The organism is Streptomyces sp. CS113 (assembly GCF_002188365.1).
In the GTDB taxonomy this organism is placed as follows: Bacteria; Actinomycetota; Actinomycetes; order Streptomycetales; family Streptomycetaceae; genus Streptomyces; species Streptomyces tendae.
Map to the genome: position 1 here is coordinate 7,689,113 of NZ_KZ195574.1, position 19,992 is coordinate 7,709,104.

Sequence of the window (19,992 nt, forward strand, 5' to 3'; positions counted from 1 at the left end):
CCGGAAGCGGGCGCCCCGAAGCCTGGAAACGCTCGGCTCCGCGCACGCGGTGGGGAAGAGGAGGCACGGCGCGTCCGGCGTGGTGCCGTGGAGGATGACACTTGGCTTTACTGCGCGTCAATGGAACATGCAGGCAATAAAAATTCTGTTCGTTCCGAAAGGTCGGTGGGCCGGGCTCTACGGCTGATCGGTCAAGTCGGCCAAGTCCTCTTCAACGGCGTGCGCCGCGGTCTCCAGCGTGGCGACCAGGGAGCGCAGGCGCTGCGGGTCGTAGCGCACGCTGGGCATCGAGACGGAAAGGCCGGCCAGCGCGGCGCCGTCCCGGCCGCGCACCGGGACGCCGACGGCGACGAGACCGCGCTCGGACCGCTCCCTGTTGACGGCGAAATCGTTGCGACGCAAGCGCCTGAGTTCCGTCCGCAGCCGCGAGAGGTCGGGACGGTCGGCCGGGCGGTCGCGGTAGCGCTCGGGGGTGTAAACCTTCTCCAGCTCCTCATCGGTCAGTTCGGCGAGCAGGAGGAGCCCCGCCGTGGTGCGGTGGGCGGGGAAGACCATCCCCTCCCGGGACCCGACCCGAAGGGCCTGTCGGCACTCGACGCTGGCGATGAACCGCACCGTCTCCCCGGTGCGCACGATCAGGTTCGCGGTCTCGTCGAGGAGATCGACGACCCGGCGCAGGTGGGGAAGGGCCATGGTGCGCAGCCGTGACACGAGCGACTGGGAGTGGGCGGCCAGCTCCAGCACCGGGCCCGCGCGGTAGACGCGGTCCTCACCCCGCACGGCGAAGTCCCGGTAGACGAGCATCGCCAGGATGCGGTGGGCCGTCGACCGGGCGACACCCAGGCGCTCCGCGAGCTGCGCCACGGTGGCGCCGCCCTCCATCTGCAGGATGGCCGCCGCTCGCAGTGCGTGGTCCACGCTGGCGATGGGATAGGGCGGCGGCGTCTTCAGCGGCTTGTCCACGGCAGCTCTCCCGACGCTCGCCAATTCTGCTGTGCAGAATCTACATGTTCCGTCAGCAGACGCCATGCACGCTGGCTCCGTGACTGAGTCCTCCCTCACCCAAGACATCGCCACGGGCTCCCCGGTGCGGCTTCAGGCCGTCACCGCCGAGGGGCAGCCCGAGGTCACCCCGAAGCTCGAAGAGCTGTACCGGGGCTTCGAGCGGGAACTGCTGATCCCGCTGTGGACCGAGATCGGTGACCTGATGCCGGCCCACCCGCGCTCGCGCGCCGTGCCACACCTGTGGCGCTGGGAGCGGCTGCGCGAGCTGGCCGCACAGGCCGGCGACATCGTGCCGGTCGGGCGGGGCGGGGAGCGCCGCGCGATCGCGCTGGCCAACCCGTCCCTCGGCGGCAGGCCCTTCGCCACCCCGACGCTGTGGGCGGCCATCCAGTACCTGATGCCCGGCGAGGACGCTCCCGAACACCGCCACACCCAGCACGCCTTCCGCTTCGTCGTCGAGGGCTCGGGCGTGTGGACGGTCGTCGACGGCGACCCGGTGCCCATGAACCGCGGTGACTTCCTCCCGCAGGCGGGCTGGAACTGGCACGCGCACCACAACGCCACCACAGAACCGATGGCCTGGATCGACGGTCTGGACATTCCCTTCCAGTACGTCACCGAGGCGCAGTTCTTCGAGTTCGGCCGCGACGAGATCAGTGACGCCGAGCGGACCACCCCCGAGCGGTCCCGCTCCGAGCGGCTGTGGGCCCACCCCGGCCTGCGTCCGCTGTCGGCCACCCCGGCCACGCCCGGCAGCCCGCTGCTGTCGTACAAGTGGGAGTACACGAACGCCGCGCTGCGCGACCAGCTGCTGCTGGAGAAGGAGGGCTTCGGCGGCACCGTCGAACCCGGTCACGCCGCGGTGCGCTACAGCAACCCGCACGACGGCTCCGACGTCCTGCCGACGATCCGCGCCGAGTTCCACCGCGTCGTCCGCGGCGCCCAGACCGCTCCGGTCCGCGAGACCGGCTCCTGCGTCTACCAGGTCTTCGACGGCTCCGGCGTGGTCACCGTCGGCGACAAGGCCTGGACGGTCACGCGCGGCGACCTGTTCGTCGTCCCGTCCTGGGAGCCATTCTCCGTGAAGTCCGAGGCCGGTGACTCGGACACCGACTCCGGCGCCCTCGACCTGTTCCGTTTCTCCGACGCGCCCGTCTTCGAGGCGCTGAAGCTCGACCGCACTCAGAAGGACGGCTGACCATGAAGCTCGCCACCCTCCGTACCGCCGACGGCACCCGGGCGGTCCGCCTCGACGGCGACACCCTCGTCGACCTCGGCTACGCCGACCTGGGCGAGCTGTTCGCCCAGGACGACTGGCAGGGCAGGGCCGCCGCCTCCGGAACCGCCTACCCGGTGGAGGGCGCCGACTTCGCGCCGGTTGTCCCCAACCCCTCCAAGATCGTCTGCGTCGGCCACAACTACACCAACCACATCAAGGAGATGGGCCGGGACCTGCCCAGCCACCCGACCCTGTTCCCCAAGTTCGCCGAGACCCTGATCGGCGCGAACGACGACATCGCCAAGCCGGCCGAGACCGACACCCTGGACTGGGAGGTCGAACTGGCCGTCGTCATCGGCAAGCAGGTCCGGCGCGCCGACGAGCGGCAGGCCGCCGACGCCATCGCCGGCTTCACCGTCATGAACGACATCTCGCTGCGCGACTGGCAGTTCCGCACCATCGAGTGGACCCAGGGAAAGATCTGGGAGGCCACCACCCCGCTCGGACCGTACGTCGTCACCCCCGACGAGGTCGGCGGCGTACGCCCCGCGCTTCGGGTGAGGACGGTCGTCGACGGCGAGGTCGTGCAGCAGGACGACACCGGGACGCTGCTGTTCGACCCGGTCTTCCTCGTGCGGTACATCTCCACCGTCATCACCCTGAAGCCCGGCGACGTCATCGCCACCGGCACCCCGGCCGGCGTCGGCAACGCCCGCGACCCGAAGGTCTTCCTGCTGCCCGGCCAGACCGTCGTCACGGAGATCGCCGGCCTCGGCGCCTGCTCCAACGAGGTGGTCGAGGGATGACCGGCGCCCCACGGACCCGCAACGACACGCGCGCCTGGGTCCGTACCGGCACCGAGCTGCTGCTCGACGCCGTCGCTGGACTGGACGAGGACGCCTTCTCGGCGCCCAGCGTGCTGCCGGACTGGACGCGCAAGCACCTGGTGGCGCACGTCGCCGCCAACGCCGACGCGCTCGGCAACCTGGTGCACTGGGCGGCCACCGGCGAGGAGACCCCGATGTACGCCTCCGCCGAGGAGCGCGCCGCCGGCATCGCCAAGGGCCCCACGCTGTCGGCGGAGGAACTGCGCTCCTGGCTGACGGACTCCGCGCGAAGGCTCGCGACCGGCCTGGACGGGCTCTCCGAGGCGCAGTGGGGCCACCAGGTCGTCACCGCCCAGGGCCGGACCGTGCCCGCGACCGAACTGCCGTGGATGCGCGCCCGCGAGGTCTGCGTCCACGCCGTCGACCTCGGCACCGGCGTCGTCACCTTCGCCGACCTGCCGAAGGGCTTCCTGACCGCGCTCGTCGCCGAGATCAAGGCGAAGCGCGGCCTCGCCGAGTTGCCCGACGGTCCGCCGCCTGAGGTCGCCGCCTGGCTGGCGGGCCGGCCCCACTCGCTGACAGACGTCCCCGAGCCCGGCCCCTGGCTGTAGAGGAGTGCACTCATGTCCCATCCAGATGTGATCGTCGTCGGCGGCGGCATCGGCGGCCTCGGCGCCGCCCACTCGCTCACCCGCCAGGGCCTGAGCGTCCGCCTGCTGGAGAGCGCCCCCGCCTTCGGCGAGGTCGGCGCCGGCATCCAGCTCGCCCCCAACTGCACCCGCATCCTCGACGACTACGGCCTCCTCGACGAGGCCAAGCGCCTCGGCGTCGTCCCGGACGCCATGGTCATGCGGGACGCCGTCGACGGCAAGGAGCTGACCCGCCTCGACCTGCGCGACCTCGAGACCCGGTACGGCTACCCCTACCTGGTCATCCACCGCAGCGACCTGCACGGCCTGCTGCTGCGCGCCTGCCGGCGCGCCGGGGTCGAGCTGGTCAACGACGCCCAAGTGACCTCGTACGAGAACACCGACGGCGGGGCCCGCGTGACCCTCGCCTCCGGCGCGACCCACGAGGCCGGCATGGTGATCGCCGCCGACGGTCTGCACTCGGCCGCCCGCAAGCTGTTCGTGGACGACCGGCCGGTGTCGTCGGCGTACGTCGCCTACCGCGGCACCGTCCCCGCCGAGCAGCCGCGCGTGCGGTCCGTCGACCTCAGCGAGGTAGCGGTGTACGTCGGCCCCCGCTGCCACTTCGTCCACTACGGCCTGCGCGGCGGCGAGATGCTCAACCAGGTCGCCGTCTTCGAGTCGCCCAGGGCGCTCGCAGGCCGCGACGACTGGGGTACGCCCGACGAGCTCGACGCCGCCTTCGCCGGCACCTGCGACTTCGTCCGTGACGGCCTGCCCTTCATGTGGCGGGACAAGTGGTGGCGGATGTTCGACCGGAACCCGATCATGCAGTGGGTGCACGGCAGGATCGCCCTGCTCGGCGATTCCGCGCACCCGCCGCTGCAATACATCGCGCAGGGCGCGATCATGGCCATCGAGGACGGCTGGGTACTGGGCGAGCACGCCGCCCGCAACCGCGCCGGGGACGGCACGGTCGACTGGACCGCCGCGCTCGCCGCCTACGAGGCCGTCCGCCCCGAACACTGCCGACGCGTCCTGACCACGTCCCGCAAGTGGGGCGAACTGTGGCACCTCGACGGGCTCGCCCGCGAACAGCGCAACGCCCTGCTGCGCGCCCGCGAGACCTACGACTACTCCTTCACCGACTGGCTCTACGGGCCGACCGCCCTGACGCCGGACCAGGAACCGGAGATGTTCACGCCGGTCCCGCTCTCGTCGGCGGCCTCCGGCGAGGCGGCCCTCGCCGGAGGCGCGGCATGAGCGACTCCTACCTCTACGCGGCCGTCCGCACCCGTTCGAACGGTTCGGCGGCGCGCTCGCGGCTGTTCACCCGGAATGCTGCCCCGAAGCTACTCCCCGCCTGCACGTACCCGCTCACCGGGCCGGGCTGCGTCCACCGTGTCCGCACCGACCACGGCGTCTTCGCCGTGTTCGCCACTGCCCGGACGGCGTCGGGGTCCTGGAGACGTACGGCATCTTTGTCGCCGCCCCGCGGGAGCGGCTGGACGTCGAACCGACCGGCTGAGGGCTTTACGCGACGTCGGCGCCGCGGGCTGTGCGTAAGCTGAGCGTTCGCCGTGCCCGGACGGGGTTAGGATCTGCGCCATGGCCACCCTTCGTGAGGCACAGAAGCAGATGACCCGCCGTCTGCTGCTGGAGTCGGGACTCGAGCTCTTCAAGGCGAAGGGATACGCCGCCACCACGGTGGACGACATCGCCACCGCCGCGGGCACCACACGCGTCACCTTCTACGCGTACTTCCCCTCCCGCAGCGAGCTGATGCGGGCGCTCATCGACGAGCAGCTCAACGAGGCGCTACAGCGCGTCCGCTCGCCCGAGCACGGCTCCACCGCCAAGGACCTGGTGGCCACCGTCGCCGACGGGACGCCGGAGGCGATCTTGGCGTGGCTGCGCCGGACCGCCGAGAGCTGGCCGGTGATCCGGCCGATCATCCGGATCGGCCGGGACGCCGCGGTGATCGATCCGGACCTCCCCGACCTGGTGGAGCGCTGGCTGGAGGAGGCCATCAGCGACATCGAGGACGGGCTCAGCGCGGCCGGCCGCTTCGAGCCCCACCAGCGGCACTTCCGGGGTGTGCTCGCCATGTCCCAGCTCGACTATGTGGCGCAGCACTGGGACGGCTCCGACTGGAGGCTGACCCGCGACCAGATGCTGGAGGAGCTCACCGACAGCTGGGTGCGCCTGCTGAACTGACCGGCGCTCAGAGCCCCGCCGCGACCTCCTGGAGCAGCGCCCGCAGCCACGCGACGAAGTGCTGGTCGGTCAGCCTCGGATTCCACACCATGTCGATCCCGAGCCCGGGAAGCGGGAAGGGAAACTCCTCGATCCGCAGATCGGAGAGCCGTTGCATGGCGACGGCGACCCGGTGCCGCAGCAGCGCGACACCGCCGGCGCCGGCCACCAGCAAGGGCACCAGCAGGAAGTCGGAGCTCAGCTGTCCGACCCGGTAGGGGATGCCCTTGTCCTCCAGCACCGAGTAGGGGAAGACCCGCCGGCCGGTGTCGACCACGACGTGCGGCTGGGTCGTCAGCAGCTCCAGGGCGTCGGCTCGCGGGGGCGTGTCCGGTGCGGCCACCACCACGACCCGGTCGTCGTACAGCCGCTCCCGCGGGTACGGCGAGAAGTGCCCCTCGGAGATCAGCACGACGTCGACGCCCTGATCGGTGAAGGTCGACTCGCTCGGCATCGTGATCGTCCGCAGCCGCAGCGTGGCGTGCGGGGCGCGCTCCCTGACGAGCCGGGTCAACCTGGGCCCGACGACGAACGCCGTGCTGGTCGTCATGGCGACCGTGATGATCCGGCGGTCCGTCGTGGGGTCGAAGACGGGGAAGTTCACGATGCGCGCCGTCTGCTGGAGGGCGCTGCGCAGTGGCCCCACCAGCTCCAGCGCGCGCGGCGTCAGCGTGACCCCGCTGCCCTGCCGGACGACCAGGTCGTCCCCGAGCAGGCGCCGCATCCGGGTCAGGGCGTGGCTCATCGCGGGCTGGGAGAGGCCGACGCGCTCCGCGGCCTTGGTCACCGACCGTTCCTCCAGGAGCGCGAGAAGAGGCACCAGCAGGTTCAGGTTGACCGACGCCAGCCGGTCCAGGCCCGAACTCGTGGTGGCCCGTTCCTCCGCGCTCATGGGGCGCAGCCTACGCGGCCGCCCGGGTCATCCGGCGCAGCCGGGGGATCGGTATGCGGTAGTCCAGGGCGACGACGTCCGCGGTGCCGTCCGCATGCGACCAGCGCATCAGTGCGGGACCACCACCGGGCTCCCCGTCGACGTACTACGGCTCGTCCTCCACGGGAAGGGTGCCGACCGCCTTCAGGCTCAGACCGAACTGCTCCGTCCAGAAGTACGGCTGGAACCGCAGCGGCGGGGTCGCGTCGCCGTGCAGGAGTGCCCGCGCGGCGACCTTCGCCTGCTCGATCGCGCTGCTCCACAGGGGGACGCGGCGCGGACCCCGCCCGGTGGGGAAGGCCGCGAGGTCGCCGACGGCCGCCACGTCGGGCCGGACGAGGCCGCGCGCGTCGACCTCGACGGCGCCCCGCGCGGTGAGCCCGGAGCCCGCGAGCCACTCCGTGTTGGGGATGTCGCCCGCGGCGGTGAGCACCACCTCGGACTCCAGCACACCGCCCTCGGCGAGCGCGACCCGCGGACCCCTGCCGCCGTCCTCGAGCCGGGCCTCGGCGGTCTCCACCAGCCGAAGTCCTCGCTCCAGCGCGGCCCGCACGAAGACGCCGGCGAGATACGGGCCGAGTTGCTGCCGCAGAGGTGTGCCCTGGGAGACGAGAGTGACCTCGCAGCCGGAGGCCAGGCAGCCGGAGGCGATCTCCATGCCGAGCGGGCCCCCGCCCACGACGGCGACCGTCGGTCCGGTCGCCACCCGGCCGCGCAGGGCCAGCGCGTCGTCGAGCCCGCGCAGGGTGAGCTCGCCGGGCAGGTCGGACAGCCGCCGGGCCCGCGACCCGGTGGCCAGCACCAGACGGTCGTACGGCAGGGCCGTGCCGTCGTCGAGGGAGACGAGCCGGCGGTCCAGGTCGAGGCCGGTCGCCCGCACCCCGAGCAGTTCGGTCGCCCCGTGCCCGGCGGGCGGCAGCTCGTGCGAGGTCAGGTCGTCGCCGTCGAGCAGCAGCGCCTTGGACAGGGCCGGGCGGCTGTACGCGGGGTGCCGTTCGTCGCCGACGACGGTCAGCTCGCCGTCGAACCCGGCCTCGCGGAGGGTGTCGGCCGCGGTGAGCCCGGCGATGCCGTTGCCGACGACGACCACGCGCCCGGGGGCCGCGGTGCTCATGCGATCCTCAGGGCCGCGACGGGACACACCCGCACGGCGGCGTTGGCGAGGGCGGCGTCGGCCGCGTCGAACTCCTCGCGGTCCAGCACGAGTTCGCCCTCGTCGTCGAGGTGCATCAGCTGCGGGGCGGCCTCCTCGCACAGGCCGTGGCCCTCGCAGCGGGGGCGGTCGAGGATCATCTTCATGCGGGGATCAGCTCCAGGACGGGGAGCTGCTCGATGCTCCGCGTGGTGTTGCCGGGGATGCGGACCTCGGGTCCGACGACGAGGCGTTCGACCCGGCGGGACAGCGCCTCGATCACGGCGTGGGCCTCCAGCCGGGCGAGCCCCTGGCCCGCGCAGCCGTGCGGGCCGTAGCCGAACGACAGATGGTCGACCGGGTTGCGCTCGACGAGGAACGCGTCCGGGTTCCCGTAGTGGCGCGGGTCCCGGTTGCCGGCGCCGAACAGGATCGCCACCTGCGCGCCCGCAGGGATGTCGACCCCCTCGATCGTGACGTCCTTGGTGACGCGGCGGCCCCAGGCGTGCACGGGGGCCCAGAAGCGCAGCACCTCGTTGAACGCGGCGGGCACCAGCGAGGGGTCCTCGCGGGCCAGGGCGAGCTGCTCGGGGTGGCGGGCGAAGAGGGCGACGAGGTTGCCGATGGCGGCGACGGTCGTGTCGACGCCGGCCCCGAGGTACTGGTGGATGATGTGGCCGGCCGTGTTCGGCGGGATGGCGCCGCGGGCCTCGGCGTCGAAGATGCCGCGGCCCACGGAGCCCTCGGCCAGGTCCCCGGCCTCGACTTGGGAGCACCAGGCGTACAGCTCGCCGGCGATCGGGAAGTTCTCGGCGGTGCGCTGGTTCAGCGGGCCGAGGACCTGCATGGCGGCCTGGCCCCAGCGCAGCATGTCGGCCCGCACCTGACCGGTGAAGCCGATGAGGTCGGCGACGACCTCCAGCGGGAAGGCGCGGGCGAGCGCGTCGATGGCCTCGAAGGATCCCCTCGCGACGAGTTCGCGGACGAGGGTGTCGGCCTTCGCCGTGATCGAGCCCTTCAGGCCGCGCAGCGCGCGTGGGGAGAGGTTCTCGGTGAGCGCGGCGCGCAGCTGGGTGTGCACGGGCGGGTCGGACGCGAGCGAGGTGCCGGCCAGCGCTTCGTTGGCCAGCGGATTGAACGCGACCGAGGACGAGGAGAACGACTCCCAGTCGGCGAGGGCGCCGCGGATGGCGTCGTACCGCGTCAGCGCGTAGACATCGTTGCGCGGCAGGTGCACGACGGGGCCGCGTTCCCTCAGCTCGGCGTAGACGGGGTACGGGTCGAGGACGACTTCGTCGGCGAAGAGGTCCACGTCGGAGGCGGGCGGGGTGTTCATGCCCCTCAGTGAAGTGTGAGTCCCGACATCGAACAAGTGAATGCTTGGCATGCTCCGACATGCACGCCGTGCATGTCGCACGCGTCTCGTACGTCGTTCCGGGACTCGCGCAAGGGGTCCCGAAGTACTCGCGCAACCCATGGCAAATTGTTTTTTCGTGGTGTTCGTTTCATTGACGGCGTGTAAAGCGAATGGCTACCGTGACGGCAGCCACAGGGTGCGCGGGCACCCCACACCAGACATGTGAGGCATGCGCATGAGCGTCGAGAGCAACACCGTCAACACGGTCCTGGGCCCGGTGCCGGCCGCCGAGCTGGGCGTCGTCTCGGTCCACGAGGCGCTGCTGTCGGTGGTGCCGGGCGCCGAGCACGCCTACGACATCACCATCGACCGCGCCGAGATCTTCGAGACCCTCGCCGCCCGGCTGAAGGACTTCAGGACCCACGGCGGCGGCACGGTCGTCGACAGCACCGGCATGTTCCACGGCCGCGACGTCCGGCTCTACGAGGCCCTCGCCCGTGCGACGGGCGTGCACATCGTCGCCTCGACCGGGCAGGGCCCCGAGGACATGCTCGGCGGATACTTCCTCACCCCGCAGACCAACCCGCCCACACCGTGGCCGGCCGAGAAGTTCGCCGATCTCTTCACCAAGGAGATCACCGAGGGCATGGTCGTCCCGCGCGTCGAGCGCCGCGGCCCGGCGGGCCTGGTGGCCACCGCCGCCACCCGCACCGGCATGACCGCGACCGACGAGAGCCTGTTCCGGGGTGCGGCCCGTACCGCGCTGGCCACCGGTGTCCCCCTCTCCATCCGCCACGGCGCCGACGCCGTGCACGACCTCGACGTCGTCCTGGAGGAGAAGCTGCCCGCCGACCGCGTCGTCGTCGGCGGGCTGGACCGCAAGGACGCCGTCGCCTCCGGCGTGGCCCGGGAGATCGCCCGCCGCGGCGCCTACGTCGCCCTCGACCACGTCGGCACACAGGACGAGGAGCACGTCACCGACACCGAACGGGCCGCGCTGGTCGCCGAGCTGGCCGGGGCCGGCCTCGCCGGCCGGGTCCTGCTGTCCAGCAGCGCCACCGGCGTCGCCAAGGGGCACACCGGCACCGACGTGCCGTACAGCCACGTCCTGACCAACTTCGTCCCGCTGCTGAAGGCCCGGGGTCTCAGCGACGAGGACACGCGCCGGATTCTCGTGGACAACCCGCGGGACCTGCTGTCGGTGCGCTGAGCGCACCGGCACCGACGACCATCAAGTCTCTTTCTCAAAGGTGAGTGTTGTGTCGAGAGTGAACACGGTCCTGGGGCCGGTCCCGGCCGAGGAACTGGGCCTCGTCGCCGTCCACGAGCACATCGGATACGGCATGCCCGGCTCCGAGCTGGACACCAAGTGGTGGAAGACGCCCGAGCAGCGGTACGAGGAGACCGTCCCCAAGCTGCGCCGCTTCCACGAGCTGGGCGGCGGCACCTTCGTCGACGCCACCGGCATCTGCAACGGCCGTGACGTCGACTACTACAAGTCCCTGTCCGCGAAGACCGGCGTGCACATCGTCGCCTGCACCGGCTTCGTCGGCGGCGACACCGCCCTGCCGCACTTCGCGAACGCCGACGTCGACTACCTGATGCGGCAGTTCGTCCACGAGATCACCGTCGGCATCGCCGACACCGGCAGCCTCGCCGGCGTCATCAAGGTCGGCGTGAGCCGGGGCGGCCGGATGACCGACCTGGACAAGCGGATCTACCGGGCCGCCGCCCGCGCCGCCCTCGGCACCGGCGCGCCGATCCTCACCCACCTCGCCATCGACGCCGAGAACGCCGTCGCGATCTTCGACGAGGAGGGTCTGCCCCTGGATCGCGTCCTGTTCGGGCACGTCGACGACGGCGTCAACGCCGACAAGACCCGCGACGTGTGGATCGCCGAGCAGGGCGGCCGCATCGGCTTCGACACCTTCGGCTACGAGACCGAGCTGCCCGACCCGCCGTTCTGGGCCCGCCCCCGCAAGGAACGCCTCGACCACTTCCTGCGCTTCATCGACGGAGGCCGCCGGATCCACCAGGTCCTCGCCTCCGCCGACGCCAACTGCTCCCCGCTCGGCTGGCCCGGCGTCAAGGGCCACACCGTCAACTACCTCTTCGAGGACCTCATCCCGGACCTCCGCGCCGCCGGCCTCGACGAGACCGCGATCAAGACGATCTTCGTCGACAATCCCGCCGCCCTCCTGACCCTCCAGAAGTAGAGAGAACCAACGATGCAGCTCCCGGACATCAAGAACCTCAAGATCGCCGTCGTCGGAGCGGGGTACGGCGGCGCGGCCGCCGCCAAGGCGCTCAGCCTCCTGGGCGCCCGCGTGGACGTGTACGAGCAGGCCGGCCGGATCCGCGAGGTCGGTGCCGGCATCGGTCTGCGCCCCGCCACCATGAACCGCTTCCGCGAGTGGGGGATCCTCGAAACGATCGCCGAAGTCACCTCCCCCAGCGACTACTTCGAAATCCTCACCGCCACCGGCGACCCGATCATGAAGGACGCGTGGCCCGCCGACGGCGAGCAGGTCCAGACCCACCTCATCCACCGCGGCGACTTCATCGACGCCCTCATGGGCGCGCTCCCCGAGGGCATGGTGCACCTCGGCCACAAGCTGGAGAGCATCGAGGACAAGGGCCAGGGCGCCGTCCTCACCTTCGCGGACGGCACCTCCGTCGAGGCCGACCTGGTCGTCGGCGCCGACGGCATCAAGTCGGTCGTCCGCCACCAGCTCTTCAACCACAAGCCCCCGGTGTTCTCCGGCGAGCACGCCTACCGCACGGTGATCTCCGCCGACGCCGCCCACGGCATGGTCGTCGACGACAACCTGCGCATGTACATCGGCCGCGGCACCAAGATCTACCTGCTGCCGCTGCGCCACCGCGGCCAGGTGTCCTTCGACATCACCGCCCTGAACCCGGACGGCACCTGGGCGCCGCAGGTCACCAAGGAGGACCTGCTCAAGACGGTCGACGGCTTCGACGAGCGCCTGGTGGCCATCACCCGCGACCTCGACATGGACACCGTGAACATCCGCGCCGTGTACGACATCGACCCCGTCGACACCTGGCACACGGACTCCGTCGTCCTCGTCGGCGACGCCGCCCACTCGATGCTCCACCACCAGGGCCAGGGCGCCAACTCGGCCATCGAGGACGGCGGCGCGCTCGCCGACGCCCTGCGGCAGGCCGACTCCCCGAAGGAGGCGCTCGCCCTGTTCCAGGCCATCCGCAAACCGGTGACCGACGAGTTGCAGCGCATCTCGCGCCAGGGGTGGACCGTGGAAGAGATCGACGACGTCTTCCCCGGCCAGAAGCCCGCCGCCGCGGGACAGGAGTGACCCCGTGACACTGCACCCCGAGATCGCCAAGTTCCTCGCGACCCTGCCGGCCCCGCCCGAGGGCCCGCTGGACCCGGCCGCCCTGCGTGCCGCCGACGAGGCCCAGGTGGCACCGCCGCACGAGCGCCTGCCGCTGCCCGCCGTCGAGGACGTGACGGCCGCGACGGCCATCGGCGAGGTACCGGTCCGGATCTACACCCCCGCCGAGGCCGAGCGCCACGGCGTCCTCGTGTACTTCCACGGCGGCGCCTTCTTCCTCGGCAGCCTGAACACCCACGACCACATCGCCCGCTCGCTGGCCGAGGAGACCGGCCTCAAGGTCGTCTCCGTCGGCTACCGCCTGGCACCGGAGGCGGCTTTCCCGGCCGGCCTCGACGACTGCTACGCGGTCGTACGCTGGGCCGCGCAGGACGGCAACGGGCTGGACTGGGACGGCGCGACCCTGGCCGTCGCCGGCGACAGCTCCGGCGGCACCTTCGCCGCGGCCGTCGCCGCCCGGGCCCACGACGACGGCTTCGACCGGATCACCCACCAGATCCTGTACTACCCCTCGCTCGACCTGGACTTCGACGTCGACCGCTACCCGTCGCTGCGGGAGAACGCCGTGGGCTACGGCCTGGAGACCGCGGGCCTGAAGCCGTTCAACGCGTTCTACCTCGGCAGCGGCGCCGACCCCGCCGACCCGCTCGTGTCGCCGGTCAAGCGGGCCGACCTCACCGGCCTGCCGCCGGCCCTGGTCGTGACCGCCGAGCACGACCCGATGCGCGACGAGGGCGAACGCTACGGGGAGCGGCTGCGCGACGCCGGCGTGCCGGCGACGGTCAGCCGGTACGAGGGCGCGGGCCACGGTTTCGTCCAGCACTTCTCGTGGATCCCGGAGTACCACCGGGTCTTCGAGGAGACCGCCGCCTTCCTCGGCCGGCGCTGAACCCGCAGGGAGGGAAGACCATGACGCACGACCCGGTCGCCGTCCACCCCCTGGTCTCACCGTGGGGCCGGTTCGGGCTGTACAGCTTCTTCATCGACGCGCCCGAACCGGCGATCGTCGACACCGGGATCGCCTCTTCGCCGGCCGAGGGCATGGCCCCCGCACTGGAGGCGATCGGACACCGCATCGAGGACGTGCGGTGGATCCTGCTGACCCACGGCCACATCGACCACGTCGGCGGCGCCCACGCCCTGTGGGAGCTCACCGGACGCCGCGCCAAGGTCGTGATCCACGAGGCCGACGCACCGCTGCTCCGCTCGCGCCGCGCCCATGTCGAGGAGTACCTCGCCGGCCGGGGCCGGTACCTGGCCGACCCCGACGGCGCGGCCGAGGTGACGGCCGCCGCGAACGCCGTCATCTCCGGCGAGATGGAACCTTCCCTGCTGGTCAGGGGCGGCGAGACGCTCTCCCTCGGCGGAGACGTCACCGTGTCCGTGCACGCCGTCCCCGGTCACACCCCGGGCTCGGTCGCGTACGTCGTGGACGGACAGCGCTCCGTCTTCACCGGTGACGCCGTCCAGGTCCACGGAGCCGCCAACGGCTTCCCCGGCTACACGGACCCGGACGCCTACCGCGCCGGCCTCGCGTACCTGCGCGACGAGATCCGCCCACGCCACCTCTACCTGGGGCACCCCTACCGTCGCGCCGACGGCACCCCGTACGGAGTCGAACTCGACGAGGCGCAGGCCCGGGAGGCCATCACCCAGAGTCTGGACATCGAGGCGCGGGTCGCCTCGGCCGCCTGCGGATGCCTGGCCGCGGGTCTGCGGCAGACGGACTCCCCGTACTCCCCGTTCGCCTCCGCGGCCGAGGAACTCGACTATTCCGGCGACCCCGCGCTGGAGCCGTCGCCGTTCTTCACCTCGATGCACGGCTACCGCCTGCGCAACCAGAACCTGTGACTCAGGAGCACCCCCTCATGACCGACCCCCAGACGATCCGCGCGGGCGAACAGAGCATCGCCGTCCGCAAGGACCTCCGAGCCCCGATGCGCGACGGCATCACCCTCGCGGCCGACACCTACAGCGGCGTCGACGACACCCCCCGGCCCGCGCTCGTCGCCCTGAGCCCCTACGGCAAGGAACTCCAGGCCCTCGCGCTGACCACCCCGCCGCAGCGCCGGCCCAGCCCGATGTGGGACGGCTGCATCGAGGCCGGCGACATCGCGCGCGTCGTCAAGGAGGGCTACGTCCACGTCATCGGTGACCTGCGCGGTTCCGGGGCTTCCGAGGGCGAGCACATCGGCAACTACAACGCCGGCGGTGTCTCCCTCGGCCAGGACGCCTACGACTTCATCGAGTGGGTCGCGGCCCAGCCCTGGTGCGACGGCAACGTCGGCATGATCGGCATCTCCTACTTCGGCTCGATGCAGGTGCTGGCCGCGGCCGAGCGCCCGCCGAGCCTGAAGGCTATTTTCGTCAGCGGCGGTCACTACGACTTCTACGAGACGACGTACCACGGCGGCGTCATGTGGTTCATGCCGCGCGCCGCCCGCGAGGGCCGCGGCGGCGACTCCGGCTGGGCCTTCACCGACGGAGTCAAGTCCCGCATGCTGGAGACGTATTCGCCCGACGAGATCAGGAGGCGGGTCGCCGAGCGGCTGAAGGACCCGGACGTGGCCGCCTGGCCCAACCTCGTCCATGTGCTCAACTACCCGAAGAACCACGAGGCCTGGTTCGACATCGTCATGAACGAGGTCGACGGCGACTGGTACGAGGAGCGCAACCCGATCACCCTCGCGCCGGACATCGACATCCCGGTCTGGCTCCAGATCGACCAGGGACGCGGCTGGACCATGGACGGCACCATCGAGCTGTACAAGGCGCTGAAGGGCCCGAAGAAGCTCGACATCGGCCCCTACCCGCCCATGCAGTCGCGCCCCTTCGTCGAGGAGCACGACAAGATGTTCCGCTGGTACGAGTACTGGCTCAAGGGCATCGACAACGGCGTCATGGACGAGCCCCCGGTCACCGTCCACGTCGAGGGGTCTCGCGAGGAAGCCACCGGCGCGCAGTGGCCTCCGAGGGATGTCGAGTTCCGATCGCTGTACTTCCGTCCGCGCCGCAAGCTCTCCTTCGAACCCGAGCTGATGGGCGCCGAACACGCGGCTCCCGACGGCTTCTACCAGGCGCCCCTGACGGTCACCGACAAGGTGGAGATCCTCAGCTGGGCCACCGCCCCCTTCACCGAGCCCACCGAGATGATCGGGCAGGGCGCGGCACACCTCTTCGCCGAGATCGACCAGCCCGACACCAACTTCATCCTGCGCGTGTGGGACGAGGGGCCGGGCGGCAAACGGCAGCTCGTCACCACCGCCTACCTCAAGGCGTCGCACCGCGAGCTCGACGAGGAACGCAGCACCGAGGGCGACCCGCACCACCCGCACACCCGCGCGGTGCCGGTCGAACCGGGGAGGATCGAGGAGTACGTGCTGCGGATCTACCCCTTCGCGGCGACCTTCCTGCCGGGGCACCGGCTGGTCGCGGAGCTGTCCAACGACGAGCCGCTGGCCGACGAGCACAACGCGCTGCTGCCGCCGGACGCCTTTCACCTGCCGGTGGGCCGGCCCGTCACCCACAAGATCTATCGGGACGCGGCACACCCCTCACGCCTGGTGCTGCCGTTCACGACGACGACGGCGGCGGCAAGGGACGCGAGACGGTAGGAGGGGCGGTGGGGGAGACGGCTGGTGGGGCCCAGGGGCGCGACACCGGCCGTAGTGGCGCCGCTGTCGTTCCGCGCGCCGGATCCGGGACAAGGGACGAACTCGACACGCACCCGTCTACCAGGAGCTTCTCTACACCCGGACCCCGCCGGTGCTCAGCGAGGAGCGGTATCGGCCGGGGGCCGTGCTTCCGGGAGCGCGAGGAGTCCGGGGAATCTCTGCTCGACGTCCGCGCGTCGTAGCCGGACGCCCTTGCGGTTGCCGTAGTCGATCTCGTCAATGAGACCTGCCTCGCGCAGGACCCGGAAGTGGTGGGTCTGGGTCTGCCCTCTCGGTTCGGGGATCGTGTGCTTGATCTGGCGTCTGCGCAGGTGACGCCGGTTGCGGCGTGACGAATAGGCCTTATCGCCTCCGACATGGTCGGGCCGAGCGCGCGGTCGTCCACCAGCCTGCCGGGGCACGAGGATCTCTTCCAGGACGGGAATCCTCTGTGGTGCTCCCTCCACTGGCCGGGCGTGATGACAAACCCGAGTGGGCGGCACCTGCCTTCCCCGGCAATGCGGGCGGTTCTCCGTCGGCCGGAGTGATGTGCTGCCCCGGACGTCTTGGCGCGGGTAGAAGCCGAGTCCCGCGGCTCGGCTCAGCCAGTGTGGGGAACCCGTCTCGGGATCGAAACGCCACCGAACGGCTGCTCTGACGAACTACGGCATGGGCCTCCGTCCTTTCTGGCGAGTGACCGATCGGTCCCGCAGCACGATGCGTGCTCCTGCCGGAACTTGGCGGGTTCCCCGGGCGTGGCGTGGTCCGGCCCCGTCCATCCGGCGGTGAGACCGGGCTGCCTTCCGCAGGGGCTACCCGGCCCGGGTCTCCGGACGGCCAGGTTCTCCCCAGTGGGTGTGGAAGGTGCCGGGGCCGTCGGCGCGCTCATAGGCGTGCGCGCCGAAGAAGTCCCGCTGGCCCTGGATGAGAGCCGTGGGCAGACGCTCGGCACGCAGGGTGTCGTACGCGGCCAGCGCCGCCGTGAAGGCTGGGGCGGGGACGCCGCGGCGAGTGGCGGCGACGATCGTCTCCCGCCAGGGCACCTGTGTCTGGGCGATCTCCTCGGCGAAGTCCTTCTGCACGAGCAGGCTGCTCATGCCCGGGTCTGCCGCGTAGGCGGAGCGGACCCGGTCGAGGAACGCCGCTCGGATGATGCAGCCGTCCCGCCAGATCCGGGCGACCGTGGAGAGGTCGATGTCCCAACCGTACTCGGCCGCCGCGCTCTGGATCATTGTCCAGCCCTGGTCGTAGGCGATGACTTTCGACGCGTACAGGGCGCTCTCGACGTTGCGGGCGAACTGGGCGGCCTCGGTACGGCTCAGCGGCACCCTGATCCCGCCGGGCAGACCACGGTAGGCCTCGCGCAGGGGCTGCCGCCCGGACGCAGCGCGGGAGAAGGTGGCCTGTGCGATCGCGGTGACCGGCGCCGCCAGATCCAGCGCCGTCTGCACGGTCCAACGGCCGGTGCCCTTCTGGCCCGCCTTGTCCACCACCACATCCACGAACGGGCCGCCGGTGCGTGCGTCGGTGTGCGCGAGGACCTCCGCGGTGATCTCCACCAGATAGGATTCGAGGCGGCCGCGGTTCCATGTCCGGAAGATGTCCGCGATCTCGTGCGGGCTGTAGTCCGCGGCCTGGCGGAGGAGGTCGTAGGCCTCGGTCAACAACTGCATGTCGGCGTACTCGATGCCGTTGTGCACCATCTTCACGAAGTGTCCGGCGCCGTCGGTGCCTAGATGGGCGCAGCACGCCTCGCCATCGACCTTGGCGCTGATGTCTTCCAGCATCGGACCGACGACGGCATAGGCTTCCGCGGAGCCGCCCACCATGATCGAGGGGCCGTTGAGAGCCCCCTCCTCGCCGCCGGAGATGCCGGCGCCCACGAAGTGGACACCGCGTTCCCGCAGGCTCGCCTCGCGGCGGCGGGTGTCGGTGAAGTGGGCGTTGCCCCCGTCGATGATCATGTCTCCCGGCTCCAGGAGCGGGGCGAATTCCTCGATCACGGCGTCGGTGGCCGCGCCGGCCTGGACCATGATCATCAGTCGGCGGGGACGCTCGAGCGCCGCGACGAACTCCTCCGGCGTTGAAGCCGGGACGAAGGTCCCCTCGTGACCGAAGTCGTCGACGAGTGCCTGGGTTCGGAGCGCGGTGCGGTTGTGGAGGGCCACGGTGTATCCGTGGCGCGCGAAGTTGCGGGCCAGGTTGCGGCCCATCACGCCGAGTCCGGTCACACCGATGTGTGCGGTTGGCTGCATGGTGGCGTTGGTCCTTGGGTCGTCGATGAAGGGGGAGACCCTGGGTGACCGCTCCGATGAGCCTCGCCGCCTCCTGGGTCGGGAGGCGGAAGCAGAGGTGTCGGAGCGTGAAACCGGCTGTGGTGGGATCTTCCCCCCCCCGGATGTTCAATGTTCGATGTTCGTAGTACATCGAACATGCTATCAGGGTCGCCAACTCACAACTCGCGGGATCCAACGCTTCCTGCCGGGGGGCGCCTCCTCGTGGCCGGGCAGCCCAGAGGCGCCGGGAGACGCAGGTTCGGGCCACGTCACGGGCGCCACCACCTCGCGCCCTGCCGACCGTTACGGTCCCCGTGGGCCGGCAGACGATGCTCGCCGGGGGTGCCCCTGTCACACATCCGTCGCCCGCCCTGTCACCTTCTGCGTACCGTCGCGCCCACGGCCCAGGAGGAAGAATGTCCCACGACACACACCCCATCGGCCGGCCGACGGCGGGCGCCACGGGGCCCGCCGGCTCCCGCGAAGGCGCCCTCGTGGCGGAGTTGGCGGCTCTCGGCAGTGCCGCCCTGGTGGACGCCATGGGCCGCGTCCATCGCCACCGAGCCCATGTACTGCCGCTGGTCAGCCCATGTCCGGAGCGGGTTCTGTTCGGGCGGGCCGTAACCGTGTCCTTCATGCCCTGGCGCGACGACGTGGAAGAGGCGTCGAAGACCTTCGCCGACCTCTTCTACGAGGCGGTCGGCGACGACCCGTCCGGAAGGGTGCTGGTGCTCTCCAGCGGTGGCCACCCGCAGGTGTCTCATGGAGGCGGCACGAAACTGTCCCGGGTTGCCAACCACCGTCTTGCCGGAGTGCTGGCAGACGGTCGGCTTCGGGACTTCCGGCAGCTGCGCGGATACGACTTCGCCACCTGGTGCCGGGGGGAGTCCACCCGCTGGGGCGGTGACACGGTGATGCCGTATGCCGCGAACACCACCGTGGAGTTCGCCGGGGTGTGCATCACCCCCGGGGACTACGTGTTCTGTGATGCCGCCGGTGCCGTGGTGGTGCCGGCCGACAGCTGGCAGCTCGTGCTCGAGACGGCACGCGAGGTCGATGCCGAGGACGCCCGGTTCCTTCGGCAGATCCGGGAGGAAGCCCTGCCTCGTACAGCGCGGGCGCTCTGACCGTCCGCCCCGTATCGACGCCGCTGTCCGGTCGTAGCGGCTATGGCAGCCCGCGAAGCCGTGCGACGCCTGCACGTGTCGTGACGGCTCATACGCGTCGGCGTGGAGTTCGTGGGTCGGAACCGCCCAGCGGGAGGTGCGGTCCCGGCCTGCGAGCGCGGAACCGGGCCTCCGCCGGCACGACATCGCCCACCGCCACG

General features: G+C 71.2%; 18 protein-coding genes and 1 pseudogene. 12 read left to right on the top strand and 7 right to left on the bottom strand.

Going from position 1 to position 19,992, the window contains the following annotated elements; translation table 11 throughout:
• Positions 1–177 precede the first annotated feature (177 nt).
• Positions 178–963, bottom strand: coding sequence for an IclR family transcriptional regulator (locus B9W62_RS34690; protein ID WP_087810872.1), 786 nt, complete (start codon positions 961–963; stop codon positions 178–180).
• Positions 964–1,042: 79 nt separating this feature from the next.
• Here B9W62_RS34690 and B9W62_RS34695 point away from each other — a divergent pair, with 79 nt between their 5' ends.
• The 5 genes from B9W62_RS34695 (at position 1,043) to B9W62_RS34720 (ending at position 5,897) form a co-directional block, all read left to right on the top strand.
• The gene (locus tag B9W62_RS34695) at positions 1,043–2,203 is read left to right on the top strand and encodes a cupin domain-containing protein (RefSeq protein WP_218781997.1); all 1,161 of its coding nucleotides are present in this window, start codon (positions 1,043–1,045) and stop codon (positions 2,201–2,203) included.
• A 2-nt stretch (positions 2,204–2,205) separates the two neighbouring features.
• Positions 2,206–3,030 carry a fumarylacetoacetate hydrolase family protein gene (locus tag B9W62_RS34700; protein WP_087810874.1) on the top strand — a complete coding sequence of 275 codons (825 nt, stop codon included), beginning with the start codon at positions 2,206–2,208 and terminating at the stop codon, positions 3,028–3,030.
• A complete protein-coding gene (locus tag B9W62_RS34705; protein ID WP_087810875.1) occupies positions 3,027–3,662 on the top strand; it encodes a maleylpyruvate isomerase family mycothiol-dependent enzyme in 636 nt (211 codons plus the stop codon). The genes B9W62_RS34700 and B9W62_RS34705 overlap by 4 nt, the downstream gene beginning before the upstream one ends.
• Before the next feature lie 12 nt (positions 3,663–3,674).
• Positions 3,675–4,943, top strand: a complete 1,269-nt coding sequence (locus tag B9W62_RS34710; RefSeq protein ID WP_306426464.1) for an FAD-dependent oxidoreductase — start codon at positions 3,675–3,677, stop codon at positions 4,941–4,943.
• Positions 4,944–5,288: 345 nt separating this feature from the next.
• Positions 5,289–5,897: a TetR/AcrR family transcriptional regulator gene (locus tag B9W62_RS34720; RefSeq protein ID WP_087810877.1), complete on the top strand. Its 609-nt coding sequence runs from the start codon at positions 5,289–5,291 to the stop codon at positions 5,895–5,897.
• A 7-nt stretch (positions 5,898–5,904) separates the two neighbouring features.
• Here the strand turns inward: B9W62_RS34720 and B9W62_RS34725 are convergent, their stop codons facing one another.
• The 4 genes from B9W62_RS34725 to B9W62_RS34740 form a co-directional block, all read right to left on the bottom strand.
• Complete coding sequence (locus tag B9W62_RS34725) at positions 5,905–6,828, bottom strand: LysR family transcriptional regulator (protein ID WP_087810878.1); 924 nt, start codon at positions 6,826–6,828, stop codon at positions 5,905–5,907.
• Positions 6,829–6,973: 145 nt separating this feature from the next.
• A complete protein-coding gene (locus tag B9W62_RS34730; protein WP_256976683.1) occupies positions 6,974–7,981 on the bottom strand; it encodes an NAD(P)/FAD-dependent oxidoreductase in 1,008 nt (335 codons plus the stop codon).
• Positions 7,978–8,166: a ferredoxin gene (locus tag B9W62_RS34735; protein ID WP_087810879.1), complete on the bottom strand. Its 189-nt coding sequence runs from the start codon at positions 8,164–8,166 to the stop codon at positions 7,978–7,980. Before B9W62_RS34735 ends, B9W62_RS34730 begins: the two co-directional genes overlap by 4 nt.
• Positions 8,163–9,335, bottom strand: coding sequence for a cytochrome P450 (locus tag B9W62_RS34740; RefSeq protein ID WP_087810880.1), 1,173 nt, complete (start codon positions 9,333–9,335; stop codon positions 8,163–8,165). Before B9W62_RS34740 ends, B9W62_RS34735 begins: the two co-directional genes overlap by 4 nt.
• Before the next feature lie 256 nt (positions 9,336–9,591).
• Here B9W62_RS34740 and B9W62_RS34745 point away from each other — a divergent pair, with 256 nt between their 5' ends.
• The 6 genes from B9W62_RS34745 to B9W62_RS34770 are packed head-to-tail and all read left to right on the top strand — an operon-like array spanning position 9,592 to position 16,350.
• Entirely contained in the window at positions 9,592–10,566 is a 975-nt protein-coding gene (locus tag B9W62_RS34745; protein ID WP_087812229.1) for a phosphotriesterase family protein, read from the top strand.
• Between the two features lie 49 nt (positions 10,567–10,615).
• Positions 10,616–11,572: a phosphotriesterase family protein gene (locus tag B9W62_RS34750; protein WP_087810881.1), complete on the top strand. Its 957-nt coding sequence runs from the start codon at positions 10,616–10,618 to the stop codon at positions 11,570–11,572.
• A 12-nt stretch (positions 11,573–11,584) separates the two neighbouring features.
• A complete protein-coding gene (locus B9W62_RS34755; RefSeq protein WP_087810882.1) occupies positions 11,585–12,697 on the top strand; it encodes an FAD-dependent oxidoreductase in 1,113 nt (370 codons plus the stop codon).
• 4 nt (positions 12,698–12,701) lie between these two features.
• Positions 12,702–13,625, top strand: a complete 924-nt coding sequence (locus B9W62_RS34760; RefSeq protein WP_087810883.1) for an alpha/beta hydrolase — start codon at positions 12,702–12,704, stop codon at positions 13,623–13,625.
• 20 nt (positions 13,626–13,645) lie between these two features.
• On the top strand, positions 13,646–14,587 hold the full coding sequence (locus tag B9W62_RS34765; RefSeq protein ID WP_087810884.1) for an MBL fold metallo-hydrolase: 942 nt from the start codon (positions 13,646–13,648) through the stop codon (positions 14,585–14,587).
• A 17-nt stretch (positions 14,588–14,604) separates the two neighbouring features.
• On the top strand, positions 14,605–16,350 hold the full coding sequence (locus B9W62_RS34770) for a CocE/NonD family hydrolase (protein ID WP_087810885.1): 1,746 nt from the start codon (positions 14,605–14,607) through the stop codon (positions 16,348–16,350).
• 322 nt (positions 16,351–16,672) lie between these two features.
• Here B9W62_RS34770 and B9W62_RS39815 read toward each other — a convergent pair.
• Both B9W62_RS39815 and gndA read right to left on the bottom strand, forming a co-directional pair.
• Positions 16,673–16,909 (bottom strand): annotated as a pseudogene (locus tag B9W62_RS39815) (IS5/IS1182 family transposase); the annotation flags it as partial.
• Positions 16,910–17,201: 292 nt separating this feature from the next.
• Complete coding sequence (gndA, locus tag B9W62_RS34780; protein ID WP_087810886.1) at positions 17,202–18,644, bottom strand: NADP-dependent phosphogluconate dehydrogenase; 1,443 nt, start codon at positions 18,642–18,644, stop codon at positions 17,202–17,204.
• A 437-nt stretch (positions 18,645–19,081) separates the two neighbouring features.
• Here gndA and B9W62_RS34785 point away from each other — a divergent pair, with 437 nt between their 5' ends.
• Entirely contained in the window at positions 19,082–19,792 is a 711-nt protein-coding gene (locus B9W62_RS34785; protein WP_087810887.1) for an RraA family protein, read from the top strand.
• Positions 19,793–19,992: the final 200 nt, after the last annotated feature.